Raw genomic sequence first — 26,533 nt, forward strand, 5'->3', positions numbered from 1 at the left:
ACTAAATCACTAGCTTTCTTATATTCTTTTATTTTCGTTTTTTTCTTGCTTAACCTTACTTGGTTTCATTATAAGTATTTATTAATTCAACTCTAGTTGCATCTTTAGTTCCTTCTTTAATTCCTTCTTTAATTCCTTCTTTAATTCCTTCAAAGAACATATTAGCTTCAAATGTATAAATTTTTAAGACACTTGTACTTATTAAAAGGAACAGAATTAAGACAAGTTTTCCTTTATACTTTTTATCTACTCGTTTATTTTCTCTATTATGAGCTAATAAAATATTTACGCTAACAAAGTAATATAACAATGTGATTACTATTAATAGTGCTAATTTTATTAAACTAAATTGCGTATTATCATATTTTGGACCTATATATCCACTAAAAGGCACTAAAGAAAATCGAAAGATTCCTACTATAAATTGATAAATAATAATATCATATACAAAGAAGTATATTAGTGTTATTTTTGTCTTAATCATCTGAATTATAGCAAAATTTGATAGTGCTATAACTACTATTATTGCATATAGGTATTCAATAGGATTACCTTTACGATAAATATAATCTAATACAAAAGATATTATTCCCCCAAAGAATAAAGTTATATAAGTTGTATAGTAAATATATCTTACTTTATCTTTTAATGAAATCGGTAGATATTCAATAAATTGATGTTCAGGATCATCATATTTTCTTCCATTTATCACAATAATTATTGAACTAATAACAGCTAAAATAATATAAGTTTTATGAAATAATAACTCAAGCACTACAGTGATGGTAATAAAATAATATAGTAAATATAAACTCTTATATAATAAAGGTTTCGTATAATTTCTATTTGAAATTAAATTCCAAATTGCTCCAAAGTTTGTATCATATTTTTGTTTAATCATTTGAGTTCTCTCCCTTCATAATAGAAAGCAAAATATTTTCTATATCTGTAGTGTTAAATCTTTCTTGTAGCTCTACTATATCTTCTTTAGTATCAATTCTTCCATTTTCAAGGACAATTACATAATCTGCCAGACTCTTTATTACTAAAGGATCTTCAGTTACAAGAATAATCATTTTATTTTCATCCATATAATCTCTTAAAAGATTTAATATTTCTTTTTTAGCTATTAGTCCTACTCCAGAAAATGGATTATCTAATACTAATATACTAGACTTAGTAAAATAACCTACTGCAAATAATAGTATTTTTTTCTCCCCTTGGGATAATTCATATATTTTACTATGAAGAACAATTTTTTGTTTATTTAGAAATTCAAAACATTTATCTATATTAAATCTTTCATCTAATTTAGATATTTTATATAAAACTTCATTTACCTGTAAAGTGTCTGAAAACAATGGTTTATCGGCAACATATGAATATAGTTTCTTAATTTCTACTGCATTTTGTTGAAAGTTCAAACTATTATAGATAATTGCATTGGTTTCTGATGGCATTGCACCTAATAGTGTTTGAAGAAATAGAGTTTTACCACTCCCACTATTACCTGTAATTGCATAGACATATCCATCTTCTAACTCCAAATCTATTGGACCTAGTTGAAATGACTTTTTATTAATCTGTAAATTATTCACTTTTATCATAAATTTTTTCCCTCCAATACTTTATCAACTATCTCCTTAATATCTTCTATATTAAGTCCATCATTAATAGCATTATCAATTATTACCTTTAGTTCAACTAAATACTCTTCTTTTTTTATAGATAATACAGTAGCTAAATCTATATCATTTACAAAATATCCCACAGCTCCTTTAGAATATATGAGTTCTTCTTGTAATAACACTTCATATGATTTTTTTACTGTTATTATACCTACTTCTAGCTCTTTAGATAAGCTTCTAATAGAAGGTAATTGATCATTGTATTTTAAGCTACCATTAAGAATATTACTCTTTATTTGTGTAGCCACCTGTTGATAAATCGGAACAGATGACATATTAGAAATTTTTATATCCATCATACTCCTCCTTACTAATTTTTTTAAAATTAATTTGTATAATTCAATTAGATATTAAAAACGTTTTCTTGTGTCTACTGTGATTATACGATAGATACAGTTTCTTTGTCAATATCTATTTTGTAATTTCTTATATTTTTTATTAAAAATACTTTAAATCCTAAGTTTAAAGGTAAATATCATTTTGAAATACTTTGTTACATGTTATAATTATATTAACTATTATTTTAGGAGTGTATTTATGATTACTATTATAGTGCCAATTTATAACGAAGAAAAAACAATACGTGATTTTGTCTATAATCTGTATTGTTTGTATAACATAAAGGAACATGAGGTGCTTTTTGTTGATGGGGGTTCGACAGATAAGACAAAAGAAATCCTAGATGAACTTTCTTATTTCGGTTACTCATATCACTTATCGGATAAAAAAGGTCGTGCAAATCAGATGAATTATGGTGCAAAAATTGCCAAAGGTGATATTCTATGGTTTGTTCATTGCGATAGTGTCCTTCAAAAAGATGTAATAGAAAAAGTGCTTGCCTGTCCTACTGAAGTTGGTTGTCTAAAGATTAGATTCTACCCAAGTAGCTTTCCTATGTGGGTAAATTCTCTCGTTTCTAATATGCGTGCAAGTATTACTAACCTTGCCTTTGGGGATCAAGCGATATTTCTATCAAAGAAAGTATTTGAAAAAGTTGGAGGATATAAAGATATGCCTTTAATGGAAGACTATAAACTTTCTGAGGATTTAAGTGCACTTAGTTATAAAATTACAGTAATCGACTCCCCTATCACTACATCTACAAGAAGATACAAAAATCATACTGTAAAAACAATGTGGCAGATGCAACAATACCAAAAAATGTATCGACGTGGTATTCCTATAGAAGAAATTGCAAAAATGTATAAAGATGTAAGATAGCTTATTTTATACTTTTTGAGTAATATCTTCAAATCATTTTTACTAATTTTTGGTATTAGATAAATCAGACAATTTCATTGATTATTTATGCAAACTAACTTATAATAAAATTATATACAAATTTTTAAAGGAGAGAATAAATATGGCAGATTATTTTAAAAAGAAACATTTAATAGAATTTGGTGAAGGAAAATTTGGTGAAGACGCACCTGATTATTGGAAAAACTTTATGAATTACTACGGTAATGTCATGGCTGAAGGTGAACTAACAACTCGCGAGAAGGCACTTATCGCACTTGCTGTAGCTCATGCTGAAGCTTGTCCTTATTGTATTGATGCTTATACTAGTACTTGTTTAGAAGAAGGTTGCGATCAAGATCAAATTGCAGAAGCTATCCACGTTGCAGCAGCAATGAAAGCTGGTATTACTCTAGTTCACGGTCTTCAAAGTAAAGAATTATCGGATAAATTAACAAATTAGTATTGATATGACAGAGTTAAATATTCCTAAATTTTTTGACCAAGTTGAGGAAAAACAATATTTATTAACTGAAGAATTTCCTGAAGTTATGCAAATCAATGTAGGTAGTTTATGCAATATTACATGCAGTCACTGTCACGTTGATGGTGGACCTACAAGAAAAAATAATATGGTTCGAGAAACTTTTGAACAGATTATCGAAGCATTCAAAGTTGGTAAATATAAAACGATGGATATTACAGGTGGTGCACCTGAGATGAATCCAAACTTCAGATGGTTTTTAAAAGAGATTTCTAAGTACGCTAAAACTATAATTGTAAGAACTAATCTAATTATCTTAGATGTTCCCGCTTATAGAGATATACCAGAATTATATCGTGACTTAAAGGTTCAAGTAGTGGCGTCTCTACCCTACTACAACGAAAAAGTTGTAGCTAAGCAACGTGGTAAAGGTGTTTTTCCTAAGTCAATAGAAGTACTAAGAAGACTAAATGAACTAGGCTATGGAAAAGAAGAAGACCTTATCTTAAACCTAGTCTATAATCCTAATGGAGCGTTTTTACCCCCTAAACAAGAAGCACTAGAAAAAACGTATAAGAAAAAACTATATGACAATTTTGAAATTGTCTTTAATAACCTATTCGCAATAACAAACAATCCTATAGGAAGATTCTCTGAATTTTTATATAGAGAAGATTTATATGAGGGATATATGAATAAACTTTATAAAGCATATAACCCTGCAACATTACCGGGACTTATGTGTAGAAACATGATTTCTGTTGGTCCTGATGGATCTTTATATGATTGTGACTTTAACTACATTGAAAAACTTAAAATCTCTGGTGAAGTTAACCATGTTAGTCAACTTGTAGATAATCATACAGGAGTGCGTAGAATTGTCACTGGTATGCACTGTTATGGTTGCACAGCAGGAGCTGGTTCATCTTGAGGTGGAGAGACTTGCTAGCATAGGTTATGCTAATAATAAACGAAAAGAAGCCATTAATACGGCTTCTTTTTTCTTAAACTATTTTTTAATTAATGTACCAATAATATTTCCAGCAATATCACTAAGTCCACTTCCACTATTACTGGTAATATTAAACAACTCACTCATATCACTACTTAATGAATTTTCCTTAGAATATGATTCTAATACTTTATTAATCATCGGTCCCACAAGCGCTGATCCTGCACCTTGATTTAGTTGTTCTAATGCTTTGTTTAGAATATCACTAACAAATGATGGTGCTTGATTACCACCAATAATATTATTAATTAATTCTTTTATTTTGTCTTCTAATCCACTACTCCCTGAAGATAAAACATTTTCTAGTATATTTTTTAGCATATTACACCTCTCTAATTAATTTATTCTAGTTTATCATATGAAACATAAATGTACTATATATAATTCTTTTTCCTAAATTGTAAAGTTAAATACATAAAATTTCGTATCTATAATAAATACGGTTGATAATAAATATCAGCCGTATTTAAATTTATAAGAAACTAAAAAAGAATGTAAAATTTCCTTATAATTTAAGACAACAAACCGTTATTTAGATTTCTAGAATGTTTAATTCTCATGCCCGGACTTGACAAAGAGCCAATTTAGTATACAACTATACAAAAAAACCCTTGAAAAATATCAAGGGCTTTTTACTATACTTAAAGATTTATTATAAACTTTAAATTAGTTTTTGTCGTTTTTACGACGTCTTGTTGCTGAAAGTAATCCACCTAGGATTCCTAATCCCAATCCTACTAATCCAGTACTAGTTTCAGTTGTACCTGTATTAGCTAAACGTTTTGTTGGTTCCACCGGTTTATTTGGTTCCACTGGTTTATTTGGTTCCACTGGTTTGTTTGGTTCCACCGGTTTGTTTGGTTCCACCGGTTTGTTTGGTTCCACTGGTTTGTTTGGTTCCACCGGTTTATTTGGTTCCACTGGTTTGTTTGGTTCCACCGGTTTATTTGGTTCCACTGGTTTGTTTGGTTCCACCGGTTTGTTTGGTTCCACTGGTTTGTTTGGTTCCACTGGTTTTGTTGGTTCCATTGGTTTATTTGGTTCCACTGGTTTGTTTGGTTCCACTGGTTTGTTTGGTTCCACTGGTTTATTTGGTTCCACTGGTTTATTTGGTTCCACTGGTTTGTTTGGTTCCACTGGTTTATTTGGTTCCACTGGTTTGTTTGGTTCCACTGGTTTGTTTGGTTCCACTGGTTTGTTTGGTTCCACTGGTTTGTTTGGTTCCACTGGTTTGTTTGGTTCCACTGGTTTGTTTGGTTCCACTGGTTTGTTTGGTTCCACTGGTTTGTTTGGTTCCACTGGTTTGTTTGGTTCCACTTCATATACATAAGTTACGTTTTGTGGTTCTTCTGTTACTTTGCCATTTTCGTTTCCTTCTGTACGTGTTGGTACTAGGTTGTACACTTTTCCACTTGGCGTTGTAATCTTAGTTGGTTTCAACGCTTCTGTTGCTGTGTTGAAGTCTTTTCCTGTCGGTGCATCTTTTTCTGCGTCTTTAGGTATTTCGTACCCTTCAATTGAGTTTCCTTCAGTATCTTTGTAAGTTACTGTTACGTTACCTTTTGCTAATTCATATACATAAGTTACGTTTTGTGGTTCTTCTGTTACTTTTCCACTTTCATTTCCTTCTGTACGTGTTGGTACTAGGTTGTACACTTTTCCACTTGGCGTTGTAATCTTAGTTGGTTTCAACGCTTCTGTTACAGTAGTGTACTCTTTTCCTGTTGGTGCATCTTTTTCTGCATCTTTAGGTGTTTCATATCCTTCAATTGAGTTACCTTCAGTATCTTTGTAAGTTACTGTTACATTACCTTTTGCTAATTCATATACATAAGTCACGTTTTGCGGATTTTCTGTTACTTTACCTTTTTCGTTTCCTTCTGTACGGGTTGGTACTAGGTTGTATACTTTTCCATCTTTCGTTGTAATCTTAGTTGGTTTCAACGCTTCCGTTACAGTAGTGTACTCTTTTCCTGTTGGTGATTGTGTTTCAACATTCTTAGGTGTTTCATATCCTGGAATCTTGTTACCTTCAGTATCTTTATAAGTTACTGTTACGTTACCTTTTGCTAATTCATATACATAGGTCACGTTTTGTGGTGTTTCTGTTACTTTGCCATTTTCGTTTCCTTCTGTACGTGCTGGTACTAAGTTGTATACTTTTCCACTTGGCGTTGTAATCTTAGTTGGTTTCAATGTATCTATTGCTGTATTGAAGTCTTTTCCTGTTGGTGCATCTTTTTCTGCATCTTTTGGTGTTTCATAGCCTTCAATCTTATTACCTTCTGTATCTTTGTAAGTTACTGTTACATCACCTTTAACTAATTCATATACATAAGTCACGTTTTGTGGTTCTTCTGTTACTTTACCATTTTCGTTTCCTTCTGTACGTGTTGGTACTAGGTTATATACTTTTCCATCTGGTGTTGTAATCTTAGTTGGTTTCAATGCTTCTGTTGCTGTATTGAAGTCTTTTCCTGTTGGTGATTCTTTTTCTGCATCTTTTGGTGTTTCATATCCTTCAATTGTATTACCTTCAGTATCTTTGTAAGTTACTGTTACGTCACCTTTTGCTAATTCATATACATATGTTACGTCTTGTGGTTCTTCTGTTACTTTTCCACTTTCATTTCCTTCTGTACGTGCTGGTACTAAGTTATATACTTTTCCACTTGGCGTTGTAATCTTAGTTGGTTTCAACGCTTCTGTTGCTGTATTGAAGTCTTTTCCTGTTGGTGCATCTTTTTCTGCATCTTTTGGTGTTTCATATCCTTCAATTGTATTACCTTCAGTATCTTTGTAACTTACTGTTACGTTACCATTTACTAACTCATATTGGTAAGTTACAGTGATTTCGTTTTCTTCTACTTTTCCAGACACTGGTTTAGATCCATCTAATAATCCTTCACGTTCAGTAATTAATCGATATACTTTACCGTCTGCTGTAGTAATCTTAGATGCTTTTTTGTCTGCAACATTGTAATCACTGTTAACACTTACATTTGTTACAGGTTTTAATCCATCAGTTGTTACAGTTTCAGTTGTATCACCAGGCATTGTTGCAGTTCCGGCTAGTGGTTGACCATTTTTATCAACATATTTCACATTTACTGCTGATTTTTTCTCTTTGTAAACGAATGTTACAACTTTATCAGCTTCTGTTACTGTTCCTGTTTCTGGCTCTGAGGTATTGTATAATCCATTGTTTTCAGCTACAAGTTCATATACTTTTCCAACTGCTGTTGTGATCTTAGTCGCTTTTTTCTCAGCTACTTTATTATCGTAGCTTGTACCTAATTCTGCTTCAGTAACTGCTGTAACACCAGCTGCTGTTACAGTTTCAGTTGTATCACCAGGCATTGTTGCAATTCCTGCTAGTGGAGCTCCTGTTTCATCTACATATTTAACAAGTACATTTCCTTTAACTTCTTCATAAACATAGGTTACTTCAAGAGTTTTTCCTGATACTACTTGTCCAGTTGCAGCTCCAACATTTTCTCCGTTTGTTACAACTGCTTCAACAGAGTAAGTTGCATTAGTTGTAGTAGTACCTTCTTTTGTAACTAGTTTATATTTTTTGTTGTTAAATTCAATTGTTGCTGGTTTTTCATCATTTTCAGTTGCATTATATGCTGTTCCTACTTTAACATTTGTAGAATCTTGTACAGATTTTTTGATTTCAGTTCCATCAGTATTAATGTATTTGATCACTACTGAACCTGCTTTTTCGTAAACATAAGTAACTTCTTTTGTTTTACCTTCTTCTACAGTTCCAGTAACTGATGCTGAATCAGCTTTTACTCCATTGTTTGAAGTTATTAAGTAATATACTTCTCCAGTTGCTGTTGTAATCTTATTCGGTTTATTAACTGAAGTGCCTGCATCATAATTTGTACCATTTGATACATCTGTAGCATTTGCAACAGCTAATCCTTTTTCTTCTACTGTAGTTGGAGTTGTTGCATCATCGAATGTTAATGCACCTGTTAATTTAGTACCATCTGATAATTCATATTTAGTCACTACACTTCCTAGTAACTCATATTGATAAGTAACTATAATTTCGTTTTCTTCTACTTTACCAGTTGCTGGTTTAGAACCTGCTTGTAAACCATTTCTATCAGCAATTAGTCGGTAAACTTTACCATCTTCAGTTGTAATCTTCGTAGCTTTTTTACTTGTAACATCATAGTCTGATTTAATACTTGCATCTGTTACAGGTTTTAATCCATCAGCCGTTACTATTTCAGTTGTATCGCCAGGCATTGTTGCAGTTCCTGCGATTGGACGACCTTGACTATCTACATATTTAACAGTTACACCAGATTTTTTCTCTTTATAAACGTAAGTTACTTCTAATGTTTCAGCTTTTACTCGTCCAGTTACTGCTGCAGAATCATTCTTAAGTCCTGTTGCATCATATTGAACTTCACCTTCAGTTTTTGCTTCAGTTACTAGTTCAAAGATTTTACCTTCAGACGTTGTAATTTTAGCTGGTTTATTGGTTGCATCAGTTACATTATATTGTGTTCCTGTAGTTACATTATCTTTATCAGTACGGTCATCTTTAATCTTATTACCTTCTGTATCAATATAATGAACAACTACGCTTCCTTTTTTCAACTCATAAATATACGTAATTTCTTTATTTCCTTCAGCAACCGTACCAGTTGGTTCTGCTTTTGTAGCTTGGTTCACATTAGTTCTTACACCATTAGCATCATATTGAACATTTCCTTCTGTCTTAGCTACCGTTACTAATTCGTAAATCTTACCATCATTTGTTTCATAACGAGTTGGTTTATTTTCTGAAGTTGTAGTATCGTACGCTTCACCAGTTGGAACATTATCCTTAATAACCTTATCTGCTAATCCGAATCCTCTTCCATTGGTATCTTGATACTTCACTCTTACAGTACCTTTGGCTAATTCATATACATAAGTAATCTCTGTAGTTCCCTCTACTAAATTACCGTAATCTCTTGGTGTGTTTGGTTTCACTCTTCTCAAGTTATAGATTTTTCCATCTTCCAATGTAATTTTATCAGGTCTGAATTTTTCTCTTTTCTCACCTTGAAGAGCACCCATACTAAAACTTGATTTATTAGGTCCTGTAAGCTCTGTACCATCAACATCCGTAGCATTTTTTAATTTTTGTTCTGATACATAAGCCTGTTTAGCTTTAATGACATTACCTTCTGTATCTTCGTAATTGATATTAATAGAACCTTTTCTAGCTTCATAAAGAACTGTATATTCTTTATTTTCAATAATTTCTCTTGATAAAGTTACGGTTACAGGTGTGTCTTGACCAGCCGGAGTATAAATAATATCCATTGTAAATGCTTCAGTTACTGGTCTAATAACAGCATCTTTCTTATTACTAATTGCAGGTAAAGTTGTACTGTTACCATTACTATCTTTCGCAACAGTTGTAACACTTTGACCAAATTCTCTCTTATCTTTAGAAATCGTTACTTCACCACTACTTGCATTTAAAGTAAGGTTAGTGTCTGTTGTAGTCCATCTATTTCCTTCTTTAGTAACGATAGAAGTAATTGGTTCTTTTTGACCTTTAGGAATATACGTAATTTCTAATCGTGTAGTTTCTGAAGCTAATGGAGAAATCACTTTATTACCAGCATCATCTGTTGAAGAAACATTTGTTAATGTATTATTTGAATCTTTTGTCACTACAGAAATTCCTGTTCCAGCTTTTACCTTATCAGCTGCAATCGTTACTTTTCCTGTAACTGGATCTACTTGAATATCCTCATTTGTAGATTTCCATGTAACAGTTGGTTCTTTTTCTACATTTTTAATTGTTTCATCATCTTTTCTACCAACTAAAGTATACTCATTATTACCAGTTGGAGAAACTTCAGTCGGCCAATCAAGAGGAGAATTATAAACTCTTTGCCATGGTCCATAGATTTTCTCTCCAGTTCTTGGTCCTTCTTTAATCGTATAAACAACACGTTTAGCTGGACGTGTAAATGTTCTCTGAGGGAAAATGACATTTCCTTCATTATCTTTTTCTACATAATTAATTGTACGAGTTACATCTTTACGTTCTTCTTTACGATCAGCTTCTACATAAACATAAATTACTTTTTTCGTTTGTTGTTTTTCATACGTTCCGCTTGTTGCATCTGATTCTGCATGGACATTACTATAGATATAAGCTTTTCCATCATTTGCTCTATCAATGATACCGTATGATGAAGTAGTATATGGATCGTTTTGGAATCCTTTATCGGCAGTTTCAGACATAATATCATTACCTGATAAATTAACGTGTCTTACTTTTAATTTACCACGTTGATCTTCTGTTATTAATCCTACTTTATTAGATTCTAACCATGAATTTCTACCATCTTTCAACCAAACTTGTGATTGACCTTCAACTAAGTTAGGGTTGTCTTCGTGTACATGGACATCGAAACTCGTTTGGAATTTTTCTCCTTTGTGAAGAATATACTCTCTATCGAATACATACTTAACTGCAGTAACCGTACTCCAATCCGTAATTTGATCTGCAGTTACGTATTGTGCTGTAGTTTTTTCAGCATTTGTTCCTTTAGAAGTTGTATATACCACATGATAATCAGCTGTAGATGGGATAGGGCCTTTTAGACTTGTTTCTGCTACTTTATGAGGTTCAGCATAATTTTTAGGAATTTCAACCATCACTTCTTTTAATACTGCTGGTGCATCAGCAGCATTTACTACAGATGGGTTAAGAACAACATCTTCACCATTTTTAACGTTGATAATTCCCATTACTCCAACTTCATTTTTCTTCGCAATGGTTAATTGAGTATAGTATTCCGATGCCACTTTTAATGTTACATCTGTAGTTGCTTTGACAACTTGTCTTCCAGGTTCATGACCTTCTAGAATATCGGCACTTAAACTTGGATCTTTACCTACTAAACGTTGTGATTCTTTGTCCCATACTAAGTATGAATCAATATGATACGTACCGTTTTCTGCTTGACCATTATTGACTACTTCAAATGTTAAGGCAACTGGTCCATCATTGTTCAATTGGTTTAAGTTTAAGTCAACAGACTTCAATCCTAAATCTTTTGCTTTAAAGATATAAGCTGTCTTTCCAGTTCCTTTATAGTCTTTTATAATTTTATCTGGGTTAATGACTTCCGTATCTTTTACTACCTCTTCATAATCTCCCGCACTGTAGTTTGCTCTACCTTGTGTCGAGAATTTATTTGAAAACATTTTATTATCCATCGGCATACGGAAATTCGTCAATGGAAGTGTAGAGTCTGCAACTAACATAACTGTCGCGTTTTGAATCTTCTCATCTAAATCTTCTGAATTTAGTACTTTTTTCCCATCTACTGTCTTAATAGCATTATTATAATACTCAGGTGCTGTATAACGAACCATAAATGGTACGATTTGGTTACGAGTAATATTATCTTTATTGCTTCCTCGGTTCGCATCATAACTTTCTCCCCATGTAGCACCAAATGGTAAAACTGGGCTAATACCTAATCCTGCTGTGAAGCGTTCTTTTGTATGAACTGCTGTATTATAATTATTTTTCTTAGCTGTTGCAGGATAAGTCATTGTTGTAGCAGCTTCTAATGAATTTCCTTGAGTTGATAAGCTAACTTCAATATTATTTTCATGACGTGTGATACTATCGTCAGCTGCCATTTCTTGCCAATTAGCCATCGTCGTTCTAACCGTAGATCTGAATCCTAATGGAACGTAGTTATCGCCAGCTTCGATAAATTTATCAGCAATATCTGGATGTTCTAATACTAAACGTGTGAATTGTTTTGATTTATCAATTTCAACTTCTTCATATAATTGATTAGCTGTTGACATTTCTTTTAACTCTTCACGAGTTCCATCTGCTTTTACCCCATATAATTTAAATGGTTTTGCAAAAGTATAATTAAAGCTTTGTTTACTTGTTTCTGAATTATTATAATATTCAAGTTTAGTTGTTCCATCTTTTTGAATAACATTTGCATGTGTTTCAGTTAGTTGGAAGTGAGTAAAGTAAGTATTTGGTTTATCTGTTGGAACAGAATATACAAAATAATTATTATCTAGTTTATCTCCATTACCTTTTAACGCTCTTGGTGTCAATGCACCGTTTTTATCTCTTAATGGACCTGGATTGTAAGCATAATGAACATTAAATTCATCAGTATCACTCTGATTAGAGAATAAACGCTGTTTATTTGGTGTAGTAACACCAGTAGCCATACGTTCACCCGGGATAGGTGCTGGACGATCATCACCAATCAAGAATTTTAATTGATTATTTAAAGCTTCTGATGTCGCTAATACTTGGGTATAAGTAGAACCATCTGGACGATGACCAATTGCCTTGTATTCAATATCAACTTTTTTACCACCATTAGAACTTAAATACTCTTCCATTTTTTGTGGATTATCAAAATACCCTTCTTTTACACGGAAGACTGGACCATTATTACCTTTGTTTAAACCAACCCTAGTAGGTCTCTTATATGCATCTACAGAAGTTTTATCGTAATTTAACTTAGCAACATTTCCTTCTAACGTCCAATAATGGTTTGTTTCAACTGTTGGAACTAATTCTAGGAATTCTGGAATACCTGTAATTGTATAATCTACATCTGTTAGTCGACCGTTCCCATTTTTATCACCTACATCTGTACCTTGTAAAAATTCTTTTCCTCTATCATATGTAATAAATGGCAGAGTAAAAGTATTCCCCTTAATTGGACTAAATGTTCCATCGGAATTTTTAGTTCCAACAATTAATTCTCTATCATAGTATCCTGGAACATAATCAAAAAGATTTTTATTTTCTTTTTTATCAGATTCTTTATAAAGAATTTGAGATAGATATTCATATTTAGCTGTAGCAGTTGTTGTAGAAATTAGCTCGTCTCCATTATAAAATTCTGCTCTAGCAATAGTTGTATCACCAGCTGACGGACTCTTATCAATTGAAGAACTGATTTGTTGTTCAATATTAATTTGACCTACAGTACCACCAGTAATCGTGTTCAGATTAATTTCATAAATAAAGTTATTTTCATCTGAAAGATCTTTTGGACTTCCACTTGCTAACGCTGAGTTAGAAAGTGATGGTTTCACATCTGAATTCAAATGATTTTTAGGAATAATATAACGAATTTTACCATTTTTAATTGGTGTTGCAGATGAACTTGAAAAACCTAATTGTAATTTCAATACACGTTTTCCATCTCCATTACTTACTACCGGAACCGTATCTTCACTTATATTTTTACTTACACCATTAGAATCTAAGAATGTTAAATGTCCATAAAGTGCATCATTACTTACACTAGCACCTGCACGTAAATCTTCCTTAGGAATTTCTTTTCCATTACGAACGTCTCTTTTACCACTCATGAATCTAGTAATTACATTCATAACAGAATTACGACTTTTTGTAGCTCGTTTAAATAAGTCATCTAATTCAGCTTTTGTTAGAGATGAATTATCTAAAGAAGCATTTGCATCTTTAATTACTGTTTTTGCCTCTTCAACTACTTTTCTATCATCTGCTGAAGTTAATCCTCTTGCATTAAAAACTGCCTTTGATAATTCCTCAGTAACCTTTTTTAATTCTTCTGAATTTATAGATTTTTCTACTGATTTTTCTTTTGAATTATCAACTTCTTGTTTCGATATTTCGATTTTATTATCATCTTTTACTTCTGCCTTAATAGATTTCAAGATTGCCACATAAGAACTTATTTCTCGTACTTTTTTATCTACTTCTACTTGTGTTGGATTATTTTCTATTAGAACTTCCACAGATTCAAGTTTTTTTGTTGCTTCATCAATTATTGATTGTTGCTTAGAGTTATTTTTAATTCTTTCTAACTGAACTTTCAACTCTTCAATTTTTTGTAGCAATAAAGTTTTATCGGCTTCTTGTTGTGTTTTTTCACTATCTTGCTCTTTTTTACTAGTTTGTGAATTCAACTTCTCTGCTACTGCTTCCGCAACTTTCTCACGTGTGTTTTCTATTTTCTTCTCAACAGGTTTGACTTCAACCGAAGTTTCTGTAGACGCGTTTAATTCCTTAGAATTGTCTACCTTATTATTACCGTTAGTCTGAACAGAACTATCACTAGCCTCTGCAGCTCCAGCACCAAAGAATAAACCTACTCCAATAAGAACACTCACCGCTCCCGCTTTGAATTTTTTTATGGAGTACGTCTCTACTTTTTCTGCTTGACGTTCATATTGTTTTTTTAGGTTATTTTTTCCTATCATCTTTTTCTTCCTACTTTCTATGAAACTCATAAATTTAAACCAATTCTATTTATATATAAAAATATTTTATCACAAAAATTTCATATTATGAAACTATTGAACCTGATTTATTTTATTTTACTTTAATTATTTACTTTAACTGTTTACTTTTATAACTGAGCTTAAGAAAAATCTTCCGGAGTCACCTTTATAATTTTTTTCATATTTTCAATAAATTTTTTAATAAGTATTTTTTATATTAATTTTTTATGTATAATTTACTCTTTCTACACTCATTTTACAATTATAGTTTTTTTCATCATACTAAAAAAAGACCCAAAACCAAGTTTTCTTAGTTTTGGATCTATATATTTCTATACTAGAACTTTATCATTTTCTTTTCTCTCTCTTGGAGATTGGCGAACATTAACTTCGATTTTTCCTTTTTTGTTTAATTCACGTACTTTTAACACTGCCCATAATTGTGCTGCGATAAATAGTGATGAATATAAACCAAAGATTAATCCAATAAGTAATGCTACGTTGAATGAATAGATTGAACTACTTCCTAATAATAACATAACTACTACAGTAATAATAACTGTTAATACTGTATTGATAGAACGCGTTAATGTTTGACGTAATGATACGTCTACTAGTTTATAGATTTGTTCTTTAGATGTTAGTACTTTTTCATGACGCATATGTTCACGAATACGGTCAAATGTAACGATTGTATCGTTAATCGAGTAACCTACAATTGTTAGTACCGCTGCGATGAATGTAATATCTATTTCTAATCGTAATAAGCTAGCGATGAAAATGATGATACACACGTCATGCAGTAATGCAATAACACTCGTAAGCCCCATGCGCCATTCAAATCTAAATGCTACATAGATAATAATACCTATAGAAGCATATATTAATGCAAATAATGCATTTTTAGCTAATTCTTTACCAATTACTGGAGATACAACACTTAGGTTAGCATCTTTTTGATATTTTTTAGCAAAGTATTCTTTTATTTCAATTGATTTATCTTGTTCAAAGCTCTCTTTAGAGTGAATTGTTGCTTGTTTTTTATCTGGTGATAACACTATTTTTTCATCTTTTACTTTTAAGTTATTTAAATCTTCTTGAATTTTCTCTACAGATAATTCTGTATTTGCAGCTACGTCTATACGAGTACCACTAGAAAAGTCAATTCCTAGGTTAAGTTTGTTCATTCCTAGAGAAATAGATCCTGCAATCATAATTGCAATACTTAATGCAAAGAATTTCTTCATATGTTTAGTAAAGCTTAACCATTCAAATTTAGTACTTAAGTTTAATGAATTTATACCAAACTTAGTTTCATGAATACTCTTCTTACTTACACCGAAGTAACCTGGGTGTTTGTTAAAGATATTAGAGTTTACTAATAAGCTAAGTAATAATCTAGTACCAAATACAGCAGTTATAAAGCTGACAAGAATTGATAATAGTAACATTGTCGCGAAACCTTTAACACTACTTGTACCAAAGATGAATAGTACTACTGCAGCAATAACTGTTGTAAATTGCGAGTCAAAGATTGTCCATAATGACTGTTTAGCTCCATCTAAATATGCTTTTTTCAATGGATATCCTGCTCGTACTTCTTCTTTAATTCTTTCATACATGATGATATTAGCATCGACTGCCATACCAACCCCAAGAATTAAGGCTGCAATACCAGGAAGTGTTAATACCCCTGAGATCATATTGAAGAACACTACCGTAATATATACGTAGGCAACCATCATTACACTCGCTACGAATCCAGGAACACGATAAATAAATAACATGAATAGGCAGATAATAGCTAAAGCTACAGCACCTGCATATACCGTTTGATGTAATGCATCAGCACCGAATTGAGCTCCTACTGAGTTAGAGTATATTTCTGTTAACTTAACCGGTAAAGCTCCTGAATTTAATAAAGCTGCCATTTCTTTAGCTTCTTTTACCGTGAAGTTACCAGTGATTTGAACATCTTTAGAGTTAATAGTTTGAGCAACTTGTGGTGCAGAAACATATTTAGGTTTCTCTTTAGCAGCTTCAGCTTTGAATGAATCTCCTTCATTGAAGTCCATCCAAATAACCATTAAGTTTTGACCTTGACCTCGTTTGCTAATTTCTGATGTAATATTACCAAATTTATCAGCATCTTTTAATTTCAAGTTAACATCTGGTTTATTGTTTTGATCAAAGCCTTGAGAAGCTCCATTTTCTTCTAAATCAGAACCGTCTAACAGTACTTTATCTTCAATATCACGAATAGTTAAGTTCGCTTGTGTTGATAAAACTTTACGAGCTGATTCTTGGTCTTTCACCCCTGCAAGTTCAACACGAATTCTATTTCCTGACTCAACAGTAATAACCGGTTCACTTACCCCAAGTATATTAATACGTCTACTAATAGTATCAGCAGTTGCTTTAACAGCCGCTTCATCTATAGTTTGACCTTCTTTAAGAGGTTCTACTTGGTATAGTACCTCAAATCCTCCTTGAAGATCCAGTCCAAGATTTACTTTTTCAGCATTAGATTTTGATGTTAACCCTATTGATGTTAGGATAATAACTACTAATGACAGGAAAGCTATAATTCTACTGAACTTTTTCTTCTCATTTCTTCTTCCTCTCATGAAAGTTCTCCTTTATTTTATTTTTCATTGTACAATTTATAGTAATCAAATATAAAATTATTTATATGTAAATCGCTATATAGGTAATTAATACGCTACCTTCTAATTTATCAAATTTTCGCTAAGTTATCAAGTATTTATTTAATTTTTTTATAATAATCTTCTACATATTTAATAACAGAAAAATCATTATTATTTCCGATGACTTCATCACACATATTTTGAATTTCTTCTTTAGCATTACTTGGACAAACACTCCAGCCTGCTACATCGAACATTTCTTTGTCATTAAAATTATCACCAAATACTACACAATCTTCGATTGGAGAATTATAATATTCAGCTAGTTTTTCAATCGCTGTTCCTTTATTACATCCTTTAGGCATAATATCGAAGAAATCAGTCGCCGAAAATGTTCCATCTACTTCTAGAACTCTACTTACCTCATTAAAGAAATTCACTACTTTATCATGATCTTTAGCAATCATCATAATTTTTTGACAATCTTCTTTGTTTTTCTTAATTTCACCTATAATGTCGTCATGAATATACATTGGCGTTTTCAGTTCCTCTGGCATATCCGCTTCAAGTTTCTTCATTCGAGCCATACTAAATGACAAATGATTACAATAAATATAATTTAATGTATACACGTGAAATTCTATCTCATCATCATTTAGTTCTTTAAACATGTTATAAATTTTTTCAATTTCTTCTATTTTAAAACTCTTTTGATAAACTATTTCACCTGTTGATAAATTTCTAATTAAACTTCCATTATTAGAAATAACTACATCGTTCATCCCTAAGTTGTAATAATAATGCTTAACCGCAATATCAGGTCTTCCTGTGGCAATTATGAACTTACTTCCTTTATCTTGCAGTTTTACTATTACATCTTTCGCATTTGGTGCAACTTCTTTTTTATCATTTAAAAAAGTTCCATCCATATCAGTAATAAACCATTTCATTAGTTATTTTTCTCCTTTGTGAAAACTAAAAATTTACTAATAACATAATTAGCAACAAGTACTACGAATTGAATAATAAATTTACTTAAATAAGCATTCATTCCTAAGTAAATGAATAACTCAACTCCAAATACTTCTATAACAAGCGTAGATAATCGAGCTGTAAAGAATTTACTAAGTTCATAAAATACCTTCTTAAATCCTACAGCTTTCGAATTAAATACATACTTAGCATTAACAAAATATGCAAATAAAATCGATAATGTTATAGATATTAAATTCGCTGGTCTAACTTCCATTCCATAGTAATACAAAATAAAGTATGTAACAACATTTACTAATGTCGTACAAACTCCAAAGAATATGTAGTTAACTATACTTTTGTATTTAGGTTCTTTGTAAAGATCCAGCATTTTTTTTATTAAATTTCTCATGCTATCCTCTTTATATTAAAATTTTGCCAACACTTAATTATATACCTATAAGTAGTTTTTTTCAAATTTTTACATATAAAACTATCATAACTAAACAACATTTTTTTGTTTAACTAATACATCGATATAATTTAAAAAATTAAAGAGCATCTCAAGAAATGATTGAGATACTCTTTTTATATTAAAGTTTACTAAATAGTTTTACATCTGGATATTTATCGCTAAACCAGTTCATTGCGAAATCATTTTCGAATAAGAATACGTAGTTATCATATAAGTCTTTAACTAAGATACTTCTTGAACTTGACATGTTCTCATTAATTGATTCTTCGTTTTCAATCCAACGAGTAGTTTTTTGTCCAATACGTTCCATTATTACTTCAGTATTGTATTCATTTTTCATACGGTGCTCAAATACTTCAAATTGTAGCTGACCTACTGCTCCTAGGATAATTTGGTTCGTATGTAATGTTTTATAATATTGAATAGCCCCTTCTTGTACTAGTTGCTCAACACCTTTGTGGAAGTGTTTTTGTTTCAGTACATTTTTTGCAGAAACTTTTACAAATATTTCAGGCGTAAATGAAGGAAGTGCTTCAAATTCAACTTTTTTATTTTGATAAAGTGTATCACCAATTTGATAGTTTCCACTATCGTAAAGACCGATAATATCTCCTGCATAAGCTACATCTACAGTAGCCTTATCATCTGCCATGAAATTAGTTGAACGTGAAATTTTTAATTTTTTCCCAGTTCTTGCTAAATTTACATCCATACCACGGTTGAATTCACCTGAACACACACGTAAGAATGCAATTCTGTCACGGTGTTTAGGGTCCATATTGGCTTGAATTTTGAAGATAAAGCCTGAGAAGTCTTCACCTGTTGGTTGGATATCTTCTTCATTAACTCCACGACGACCTTTTGGTGTTGGAGCGTTATCTACGTAGTAGTTTAAGAAACTTTCTACTCCAAATGATGACAATGCAGAACCGAAGAATACCGGTGTTTGTTCACCTTTTAATTGTTTATCGTAGTCGTAGTCAACACCTGCTTCTGTTATAAGAATCATGTCCTCTACACATTTTTGATACATAGTATCTTGAGCAAGCGGATTATCATCTACGATATTATACTCTTCATCTAATTCTACGAAATCACTGTCTTCTTTAAACGGCTCGATGAAATGATTTTTTCTATCCATAATACCGAAGAAGTTTTGTCCCATACCTACAGGAAGATTCATCGGATATGTTTCTATTTCTAATTTTTCTTCAATTTCCTCTAATAATTCTAATGGATCTTTAATTTCACGGTCAACTTTATTGATAAATGTAAAGATTGGAATACCACGCATACGACATACTTTGAATAATTTTAATGTCTGAGCCTCAATCCCTTTCGCTCCGTCAATTACCATCACAGCACTGTCTACAGCCATAAGTGTACGATATGTATCCTCTGAGAAATCTTCGTGCCCTGGTGTATCTAGGATGTTGATAATTTTGTTATCATAATCAAGTTGCATTACTGATGAAGTTACAGAGATACCACGTTGTTTCTCAATATCCATCCAGTCACTTTTTGCATATTTTCCTGTCTTTTTACCTTTTACTGTTCCTGCTTCACGAATAGCTCCACCGAATAATAGTAATTTCTCCGTTAATGTTGTTTTACCTGCATCGGGGTGAGAGATAATCGCAAATGTTCTTCTTTTTTCTACTTGTTCTCTAATTTTTTCTACCACGTTATTTTCCTTTCAATTTTTTATTTTATATTAAATTTCTTTTTCGCTTCTTCTACTGCAACGATTGGATCTGAATGCCAAACTTTTTTACCACCTTGAAGAATTTCGTAATCTTCACGTCCTTTTGATGCTAAAATTACTACATCTCCAGGTTCAGAAAGTTCAATTATTCGTTTAACAGCATCAGTTCTAAACCATACTTTTTCATAATTTTTGTGAGTCATTCCTTTTTCGATTGATCCCATAAGAACTTCTACATCTTCATCACGAGGGCTATCAGTTGTAATAACAACATAATCTGCTTCTGAGATAATATCGCCAATTAATGGTCCTTTAGAAATATCACGTCCACCTCCCATTCCAGTTACAAGAAGAGTTCGTTTCCCTTTTCTCATCTCACGAGTTGCTTCTAATAATTTTTCATATCCATCTGGAGTATGTGCAAAGTCACTTATAATATCAATCGGTAGATCATCTCCTATTATTTCCATTCGACCGTATAATGCTCCAAGTTTAGGTAAAATAGCGACTAGCTGTTCTACACTATATCCTTTTACCCACACAGCAATAAGAGCAGCAAGAACATTACTTACCATGAAGTCTCCAATATAATTAGTAGTACACTCAAATGTTCCTTCAGGAGAATTTAGTGTAAAACTTGTTTTATAAACTTTATCCTCTTTATATTGCTTTATATTATAAGCATAAAAATCTGCTGTATTGTCTACTATTGAGTAATTTATTTCTTGTTGATATAAACATTTTGAAATAACTTTATAGTAACTATCATCTTTATTCAAGACACCATATTTAGCTTCTGATAAATTATTTCCTAATGTTGAAAATAATAAACTCTTATCATAAGCATAAGTCTGCATGTCCCCATGGAAATCTAAATGTTCATGTGTTAAGTTCGTGAATATCGCAACATCTATATCTACGTTATAAATACGACCTAATGCCATCGCATGTGATGATGCTTCGAATGCTAGGTTTTTTATATTATCTCGACGTAATTCACCTATCTGATTATGTAATGTTACTACATCAGGAGTAGTGTTACCGAAATAAACTGGTTCTGCATCGTTTTTCCCAAAACCATTCGTTCCTATATAAGCACTGCTTTCTCCTAAAGTCCTTAACATATTATGTACCAATGTTGAAATACTAGTTTTACCATTTGTTCCAGTTACAGCAACAGTATGCACATTAGAACCTTCGTTAATTTTCTTAGCAATCATACTAGCAACTTTTTCAATTTCATGCTCTTTAATAACAATCACAGCACAATTTTCTACATTATAATTTTCATAACGACTCGCAATTACTAATGCTGCACCTTGTTCAATTACCTTTTCTATATAATTATGACCATCTACCGTATATCCTTTTATAGCGACAAATACGTCTCCTTCTCCTACTTTTCTAGAATCTTGAGATATATTGTTTACACTTTCTGGTAAATTTCCATAAATAGTTTTTACTTTTATATTATCAATAATATCTAATATATTCATACTATCTACCTTTTTCTTATTTTCTAACTACTAAATTATACCACGCATGAAACTATTACTCAACCAACAACGGTAATTATTTTATCTAGGAGTGACACAAAAATCATGATTTTAAAAAAATCAATTTTGAAGAATTATCCAAGCGAAGTTTACTAGTTATCTAAAAACTTTTTATAAAGCCTATTTAGGTATCAAAAAAACACTGCATCTATGAGTTTTATTCAAACTTTTTAAAATTTTGAATTTTTGTTTTATTCTCATTTTTTAATCATTCACTCTAGATTACGACATTATATTTCTGTTATATTGATAATTAATAAAAACTAGTGTAATATATATAAGAAATCATTTTAAAAAGAAAATAAAAGGAGCTACAATGGAACACGAAATTATTTCAGAAATTTTGACTCATATAGCTAATAATAATATTAATAAGATTACTTTTTCAAATATTCGCAATAAAGAATTAGAACTGGATAAAGTTATTGGTAAACTAGTTACTATTAAAGAAAGTATTAATCTACAGCTAGAATACAGATATAAAAGAATAATAAAACATACTAACATAGTTACTACTGAATCTTCAAACATTGAAAATTTAATCAAAGAACTTTTTGAATTAGCAAAAGATATTAATGTTGTTACTTTAGATGAAAATATCAACATTAAAATTTCAAAAAAATTCAAAATAAGTGTAAATAGAAAAAAAACAGCTGCTAAAGCTATTTCATTTGAACATAATAAGAAAAAAGACTATTTCTTAGATGAAAAACAAAAGTATCCATTTTTAATTGAGCTCGGTATTCAAAATAAAGATGGCAAAATTGTTAAGAGTAAATACAATAAATTTAAACAAATAAACAAGTACCTTGAATTTATTAAACAAGCTACTACTCAATTAGATTCCAATAAACAGATTACAATTCTAGACTTTGGTAGTGGTAAAAGTTACCTAACATTTTCTACCTATTATTATTTAACTGAAGTTCTTAATATGGATGTGAAGATTATTGGAATAGATCTAAAAAAAGAAGTTATTGAACATTGTAATAATATAGCTGAAAAACTTAATTTTTCTAATCTTAGCTTTATTTATGGTGACGTTATTGACTATGAAAATAAAGATGAGATAGATATGGTTATTAGTCTACATGCATGTAATACTGCGACTGACATAGCTATTCTAAAAGCTCTTGGTTGGAAAGCAAAAGTATTCTTCGCAGTTCCTTGTTGCCAAAAAGAAGTTAACAGTCAGCTTAATGACGAGTTTCTTCCGTTTATGTTAAAACATGGAATCGTAAAAGAAAAATTCTCTACACTTCTTACGGATTCTGTTCGTAGTGAAGTCTTAGAAGCATTCGGATATAAATCTGATATCGTTGAGTTTATCTCAGCTGAAAACACACCTAAAAATCAACTTATCCGCGCATATAAAACTACAAATAATGTAGACAAAGATAAATTATCTAATATTGAAAAATTCACAACATCTTTAAATGTGAAGATGTTCTTATTAGATGAAGTAAAAAAATTAATTTAATATAAAGAAAAATGCATTAGCTCTCATTTTTGAGCTAATGCATTTTATTATTCTAAAAACTATAGTTCACTAAAGTCGTAAACTTTACCTTTTTGTCTATTTGGTAATACAGCCGCAATTACTAAGCAAACTACTGCTGGTACTAACCATTCTAAACTTTGAGCTGCTAGAGGAAGTTTTGCGATTAAACCACTTAAAGCCGCTACTTTAAATGTGCTTCCTACTACTGAAAGGATAGAGATTAATGTAACTACTGCCATTGTTAATTGCATTCCTAATTTAGATAACGCAACGTATTTGTTAACAATGACGATTAAAACTAATGCAATTGTGATTGGGTATAAGAATAATAGCATTGGTACTGAGAATTGGATAACACTTTGTAATCCAACGTTTGCGATAGCAAATCCTACAACTGTGAATAATGTAGCATACGTTTTGTATGAAAGTTGTGGGAATTTTTTGTTAAAGAATTCTGAAGTTGCCACGATTAATCCTACTGTTGTAGTGAAACAAGTAAGAATTACCATGATTCCTAAGAACATACTTCCGAAGTTACCGAATAATTGACGTGCTGATTCAGATAGTACATATGCACCTTTGTTAACTTTAGGGTTAGCTAGTACCTCTGCAGGAACTGCAAATTTGTTACCTAATAATCCTAATCCAACATATAAAATACTGAATCCAATTCCTGTTGCAATACCAGCAATCCATACACTAGATAAGAATTCTTTTTTATCCTTGAAACCTAATTGTTTTAGAGCGCTCATTGCAATGATACAGAATGCTACTGAAGCAAGTGCATCAAGTGTATTGTATCCCTCGATAAATCCTGTACCGAATGCTAAACCACTAGTTGCATAAGTTTTAGCAGCTTCACCTGTTGAGTTGAATTTAGAAACTCCTAAGATTACTAAAATTACAATTAATAAAGCAAAAATAGGTGTTAAAACTTTACCTACACTATTTAAAATCTTAGTTGGGTTTACCGCTAATAAGAACGCACATACAAAATAAATAATTGTAAAAATTAATAACCATGGTAAACTACTTCCAGCTACAACTGGAGCTATCCCAATATCAAATGCAGTTGCTGCAGTTCTTGGAATCGCAAAAAGTGGTCCAATTGATAAATAAAGTAAAACTAAGTACGCTGTTGAGAATAATGGTGAAATTTTTTCATCCATCTCTGCTCCATACCCATTTGGATTAAGTGCTCCTACGATAAGTGTAACAATCGCTATACCTACTCCTGAAACAACAAATCCTAAAATTGCTGGCCAAAAGTTTCCACCTGCACTTACTCCTAGTGCTGGTGGAAAGATTAAGTTTCCAGCACCAAAAAAGATACCAAATAATAACAATCCGGTTAATAAACCTTTTTTCATATATAATATTTCCTTTCTTAATTTATATAGTATATCTATAATACTATATCTCCTGATAAAAGGCAAATATTTTCTTGAAAATATTTTAGATTTTTTTTGTTTTTTTAAGAGTTATCAGATAATTTTTAAAATAAAAAAGAAAACGAATTCAATTTTATTCTTGAATTCGTTTTTTTTATTATTATACGTGTAACCAAAGTAATTGGATTACAAATAATATAGCAAAGATATACATTAATGGATGAATATCTTTCCATTGTTTTTTAGATAATTTTAATACTACATAAAAGATAAATCCAAATGCAATACCATCATTAATTGAACCTGTAAGTGGAATACCTACAATTGTTACGAATGCTGGGAAAGCTTCTGTGATATCAGACCAATCAATCTTAGCAATGCTTTCCATCATGAATGATCCAATGATGATTAATGCTGGTGATGTAATAGCTGGTACTGAAGCTAAGCTGCTTGCAAGAGGGAATAAGAAAATTGAGATTACAACTAAGAAACTTGTTGTTAAAGCTGTAAGACCTGTACGTCCTCCGTTAGCAACCCCTGCAGAAGATTCAATATAAGCTGAAGTTGGAGTAGTTCCGAACATAGATCCTGCTAATGAAGCAAATGAGTCAGCTAATAAAGCTTCTTTAGCTTTTTCCATTTTTCCATTTTTAATTAATCCTGCTTGACTAGTTACTGCGACCATTGTACCCGTAGTATCAAATAATGTTACCATTAAAAATGTGAATACTATTCCGTATAATCCTAATTGTAAGGCATTAATACTTTCATTAACTGGATTATATAGTAAGCTTAGATCCATGTGAGGAATTCCAAAAACTTTCTCTACTTTTAACATTCCTGTAAAGTATGAAATAATAGCAACTACTGCCATTCCAATGAAAATAGCACCTTTTACTTCTAAAGCTAATAGAACAAGGATAATAAAGATACCTAGAATTGTCATATAAGCTACAGGATTTTTTAAATCTCCTAATGAAAGGATTGTGTGTGGATTTGCTACAATAAGCGAAGAGTTTTTAAGCCCTAAGAATGCGATAAATAATCCAATTGCTGCTGAAATCCCATGTCTTAAATTATTAGGAATTGAATCAATTAAACTTTCACGGAATTTTGTTGCTGATAAAATTACAAAAATAACAGCTCCTAAAAAACACGTTGCTAATAAGGTTTTATAGTTATAACCTGATGTTGCAGCTAGTATTGCAAAATATGAGTTTATCCCCATACCAGGTGCAACTACTATTGGATAGTTCGCTGCTAATGCCATAATTAAAGTACCAACTAAAATTGCGATTATTGTCGCTGTAAATACTCTATCTAGTGGAATACCTGCTGCTGATAATACAGCTGGATTTACTACTAAAATATAACTCATAGAGAAAAATGTAATCAAACCAGAAACAACTTCGGTTTTAGTATTAGTATTATTCTCTTTTAATTTAAAAAGACGTTCTAACATAAATAGAAAAATTCTCCTTAGTTTTTATTAATGCTTAAGCACATAAATTATAATATACGTTTCATCTCTAAAAGTCAAGAACTTTTTATTTTTAAAGT

16 protein-coding genes are annotated in these 26,533 nt (G+C 31.3%); 4 read left to right on the forward strand and 12 right to left on the reverse strand.

Annotated elements, in window-relative coordinates; all coding sequences use genetic code 11:
* Positions 1 to 55 precede the first annotated feature (55 nt).
* From GEMHA0001_RS05490 to GEMHA0001_RS05500, 3 genes are read right to left on the reverse strand one after another with little or no spacing between them, the layout of a single operon-like run.
* Positions 56 to 901 carry a hypothetical protein gene (locus GEMHA0001_RS05490; protein WP_003144829.1) on the reverse strand — a complete coding sequence of 282 codons (846 nt, stop codon included), beginning with the start codon at positions 899 to 901 and terminating at the stop codon, positions 56 to 58.
* Positions 894 to 1,607 carry an ATP-binding cassette domain-containing protein gene (locus GEMHA0001_RS05495; protein WP_003144842.1) on the reverse strand — a complete coding sequence of 238 codons (714 nt, stop codon included), beginning with the start codon at positions 1,605 to 1,607 and terminating at the stop codon, positions 894 to 896. Before GEMHA0001_RS05495 ends, GEMHA0001_RS05490 begins: the two co-directional genes overlap by 8 nt.
* Entirely contained in the window at positions 1,604 to 1,984 is a 381-nt protein-coding gene (locus tag GEMHA0001_RS05500) for a GntR family transcriptional regulator (protein WP_003144774.1), read from the reverse strand. The genes GEMHA0001_RS05495 and GEMHA0001_RS05500 overlap by 4 nt, the downstream gene beginning before the upstream one ends.
* Positions 1,985 to 2,225: 241 nt before the next feature.
* On the opposite strand from GEMHA0001_RS05500, the gene GEMHA0001_RS05505 reads away from it, so the two are divergent.
* The 3 genes from GEMHA0001_RS05505 to arsS all read left to right on the forward strand — a co-directional run bounded on the left by GEMHA0001_RS05505 (position 2,226) and on the right by arsS (position 4,342).
* Positions 2,226 to 2,909: a TIGR04283 family arsenosugar biosynthesis glycosyltransferase gene (locus GEMHA0001_RS05505; RefSeq protein WP_003144816.1), complete on the forward strand. Its 684-nt coding sequence runs from the start codon at positions 2,226 to 2,228 to the stop codon at positions 2,907 to 2,909.
* A gap of 142 nt (positions 2,910 to 3,051) precedes the next feature.
* Entirely contained in the window at positions 3,052 to 3,390 is a 339-nt protein-coding gene (locus GEMHA0001_RS05510; RefSeq protein ID WP_003144831.1) for an arsenosugar biosynthesis-associated peroxidase-like protein, read from the forward strand.
* A gap of 7 nt (positions 3,391 to 3,397) precedes the next feature.
* Positions 3,398 to 4,342, forward strand: a complete 945-nt coding sequence (gene arsS, locus GEMHA0001_RS05515) for an arsenosugar biosynthesis radical SAM (seleno)protein ArsS (RefSeq protein ID WP_003144811.1) — start codon at positions 3,398 to 3,400, stop codon at positions 4,340 to 4,342.
* Between the two features lie 78 nt (positions 4,343 to 4,420).
* On the opposite strand, the gene GEMHA0001_RS05520 is transcribed toward arsS, so the two are convergent.
* From GEMHA0001_RS05520 to GEMHA0001_RS05550, 7 genes are all read right to left on the reverse strand, one after another.
* The gene (locus GEMHA0001_RS05520; protein ID WP_003144756.1) at positions 4,421 to 4,744 is read right to left on the reverse strand and encodes a hypothetical protein; all 324 of its coding nucleotides are present in this window, start codon (positions 4,742 to 4,744) and stop codon (positions 4,421 to 4,423) included.
* A 345-nt stretch (positions 4,745 to 5,089) separates the two neighbouring features.
* Entirely contained in the window at positions 5,090 to 14,704 is a 9,615-nt protein-coding gene (locus GEMHA0001_RS05525) for a MucBP domain-containing protein (protein WP_003144797.1), read from the reverse strand.
* Between the two features lie 353 nt (positions 14,705 to 15,057).
* Positions 15,058 to 17,352: a protein translocase subunit SecD gene (secD, locus tag GEMHA0001_RS05530; RefSeq protein ID WP_003144790.1), complete on the reverse strand. Its 2,295-nt coding sequence runs from the start codon at positions 17,350 to 17,352 to the stop codon at positions 15,058 to 15,060.
* A gap of 137 nt (positions 17,353 to 17,489) precedes the next feature.
* Positions 17,490 to 18,323, reverse strand: coding sequence for a Cof-type HAD-IIB family hydrolase (locus GEMHA0001_RS05535; protein WP_003144847.1), 834 nt, complete (start codon positions 18,321 to 18,323; stop codon positions 17,490 to 17,492).
* Positions 18,323 to 18,757 carry a GtrA family protein gene (locus GEMHA0001_RS05540; RefSeq protein WP_003144846.1) on the reverse strand — a complete coding sequence of 145 codons (435 nt, stop codon included), beginning with the start codon at positions 18,755 to 18,757 and terminating at the stop codon, positions 18,323 to 18,325. The genes GEMHA0001_RS05535 and GEMHA0001_RS05540 overlap by 1 nt, the downstream gene beginning before the upstream one ends.
* Positions 18,758 to 18,938: 181 nt before the next feature.
* Positions 18,939 to 20,492: a peptide chain release factor 3 gene (locus GEMHA0001_RS05545; RefSeq protein ID WP_371452579.1), complete on the reverse strand. Its 1,554-nt coding sequence runs from the start codon at positions 20,490 to 20,492 to the stop codon at positions 18,939 to 18,941.
* 32 nt (positions 20,493 to 20,524) lie between these two features.
* Positions 20,525 to 22,021 (reverse strand): UDP-N-acetylmuramoyl-L-alanyl-D-glutamate--2,6-diaminopimelate ligase, encoded by a 1,497-nt coding sequence (locus tag GEMHA0001_RS05550; protein ID WP_003144819.1) that lies wholly within the window; start codon positions 22,019 to 22,021, stop codon positions 20,525 to 20,527.
* 376 nt (positions 22,022 to 22,397) lie between these two features.
* On the opposite strand from GEMHA0001_RS05550, the gene GEMHA0001_RS05555 reads away from it, so the two are divergent.
* Complete coding sequence (locus GEMHA0001_RS05555; protein ID WP_003144804.1) at positions 22,398 to 23,561, forward strand: class I SAM-dependent methyltransferase; 1,164 nt, start codon at positions 22,398 to 22,400, stop codon at positions 23,559 to 23,561.
* 59 nt (positions 23,562 to 23,620) lie between these two features.
* Here the strand turns inward: GEMHA0001_RS05555 and brnQ are convergent, their stop codons facing one another.
* Both brnQ and GEMHA0001_RS05565 read right to left on the reverse strand, forming a co-directional pair.
* Complete coding sequence (brnQ, locus tag GEMHA0001_RS05560) at positions 23,621 to 24,952, reverse strand: branched-chain amino acid transport system II carrier protein (protein ID WP_003144778.1); 1,332 nt, start codon at positions 24,950 to 24,952, stop codon at positions 23,621 to 23,623.
* Between the two features lie 181 nt (positions 24,953 to 25,133).
* Positions 25,134 to 26,435, reverse strand: coding sequence for an NCS2 family permease (locus GEMHA0001_RS05565; protein WP_003144773.1), 1,302 nt, complete (start codon positions 26,433 to 26,435; stop codon positions 25,134 to 25,136).
* Positions 26,436 to 26,533 lie beyond the last annotated feature (98 nt).

This window comes from Gemella haemolysans ATCC 10379 (assembly GCF_000173915.1).
In the GTDB taxonomy this organism is placed as follows: domain Bacteria; phylum Bacillota; class Bacilli; order Staphylococcales; family Gemellaceae; genus Gemella; species Gemella haemolysans.